Annotated in this window: 2 protein-coding genes and 1 pseudogene; all 3 read right to left on the bottom strand. The window is 64.5% G+C overall.

Features of this window, described 5'->3' with window-relative positions; genetic code table 11:
• A pseudogene (locus ACRXB1_RS34865) lies at positions 1–317 on the bottom strand (DUF1501 domain-containing protein); the annotation flags it as partial.
• Between the two features lie 4 nt (positions 318–321).
• Positions 322–1,716: a DUF1800 domain-containing protein gene (locus ACRXB1_RS34860; RefSeq protein WP_449494631.1), complete on the bottom strand. Its 1,395-nt coding sequence runs from the start codon at positions 1,714–1,716 to the stop codon at positions 322–324.
• A gap of 72 nt (positions 1,717–1,788) precedes the next feature.
• On the bottom strand, positions 1,789–2,254 hold a 466-nt coding region (locus ACRXB1_RS34855), incomplete at its 5' end, for a periplasmic heavy metal sensor (protein WP_449494630.1).

Below are 2,254 nucleotides of genomic sequence, written 5' to 3'. Positions count from 1 at the left end.
TGCGATGCCACCGCGTGCACGAACAACGCCTGTTGCGCGGCGTACATCTTCGCGGTTTCGACCAGCGATGGATGCAGCGCGAACGTGCCATCGAGTTTCGTCGCGGACGACGGATCGATTGCCAGCGCGCCGCGCAGCTTCGCGTAAGCAGGATCGGCATAGGGCACGACGATGTTGAGTCCATCGGCGGCGCCGCGCTGGATCACGAACACAAAACGCCGGTCCGATTCCACCGATGCAAACGCCATGCGCGATCCGACCAGCATCGAGCCAACGCCGGCACCTGCGCACCACAAGAAATTTCGACGCGAGATCATGGCGTCATCTCCTTTGAAAATCGGGGGAAACCAGCAGGAGTGCAAGCGCGGTCGGCGCGCTTTCGGCGCGGGATAGTTCGGATGCCGTAGCATCGCTGAGCGATCCGGCAAGCAACTGATTGCCGAGTGTACGGGCATCGAGCGTATCGCCCACACGCGCGGCGAAGCGCTGGGCCATTTCTACGCGGCGCACGAGCGCATCGGGGGCGGCCCAGCTCGCGGCGATATCGTCGTAGCCGGCAGGGGAGCCCGGGCGCCACACCGGCTGGCCGAGCTGCGTGAGCAAAGGCGCGATCTGCAAGGCGCCGATATCGTCATGACCCAGGCCTCGCATGGACGAGACGGTCCAGTCCCACGGCGTCTTGAACTTGGCATCGACGGGCGACCACGCTTCCGGCGAATCGATCAGCACTTGATACACGCTCGGCAGGTCACCGTTCGTGGCGCTGAATACACCGGCGAGGCGTTCGACGAGCGATGGCGGCGGGTTATCGGCGACAAAATGCCGTGCGAGTTTGCCGGCGATATGCTGCGCCGTTGCGGGCGAAGCCGCCAGGTCATGCAGCACGGCAAGCGCCTGTTGCTCGCCGGGCTGATCGTACTGGCGACCCATGACCGTGCGCGCACCCGGTTCGTGTTGCGGTTCGCGAAACACGAACTGGCCGGGCGCGGCGTCGTTACGACGCGGACCCCCTCCCATCCCGCCGATACTCCACCCCGTAAGCGCCCGCGCGAATTCCGTGACGTCTTCCTGCGCGTAGCCGCTGCGCACGCCGAGCGTATGCAACTCCATGATCTCGCGAGCGAGATTTTCGTTGAGCCCGGGCCTGTTCTCCGGATGCCGCGCGGCGGCGCGTTCTGCTGCAGGACTATCCGGGCCGACGGAGCGCGCCTGATCGAGGAAAATCTGCATGGCTGGATGACGTTCGGCTGCGACCAGCATGTCCTCGAAACGGCCAAGCACGTGCGGACGGATGGCCTCTGTTTCGAATGATCCGGCGAGCATGCCGACTGCCGGTTTCTCCACGGATACCGCAAAGTGATTCGCCCAGAACGCCACCAGCCTTTCGATAAACGGCGCCTGCGTCTGCAACGCACTGGTGAAGCGTGCGTTCACGGCCGCGCGATACGTATCGCGCAGTTTCTCGTTGTAGGCCTTGCGCACGCCTTTTTTATCGTCGGAGCCGGCAGCACGGATCGCAACCTGACGTTCGGCAAACTCCGCGGCGAGTACGCTGCTCGATGGCTGATTTTCAAGCGCGGGCGGCACGGGCTGATAGGTTGCGCCTGTGAGCTGCGCGGCGAGCCATTGCTTCGGATCGGCGGGCGCAGTTTCTCCTGCGCGGGCGCCGAGTCCGAAGCGGTTCATCGCGATCGCGGCGGGTGTGACGTCGGTCATGTGCTCCCCACGTTTAAAATTGTCATGCTGCTTAAACGTGGAGGCAACGTGAATCCGTCGCGTTCCTGGCGGTTATTTTTTCGGTGCGGGACCGACATGCAGCGGCCCGTGACGCTGCAACGCATCGACGAGTTTCAGCCGTTCGTCTGCGGTGAGCGTCGCGGCGAAATCCGCCACCGTGCCTTCCACGCGCGAACGCACGGCAATGTCGGCATCACGCGTGCGGGCGAGGGCGGCATCGAGCGTCGCACGGTCGAATTGCGGCGCCTGCAGCGCCTGCACGACATCGATACGTCCCGCTCGCGCGCTCAACACGAGCGGCAGGCTGTCACGGCGTGTCTGCCTGAGCGCGTCGTGCAGTTGCTCGCGGCGTTCCTGCGGCAATTCCGCGGCGGCAAAACGCAGGCCGCGCTGCTGCGCGATGGCATCGGCCTTCTGCTTTTCGATCCACCGGTACGTGCCGCCGCCGATCGTGCCGAGCAGAAAAATATTGAGCACCACCGATACCACCAGCAGCGTCTTGAGCCTCTTTGCCGGC

The organism is Caballeronia sp. M23-90 (genome assembly GCF_053574605.1).
The sequence above is the reverse complement of the archived record's forward strand: the minus strand, read 5'-3'. Positions and strand labels throughout refer to the sequence as shown.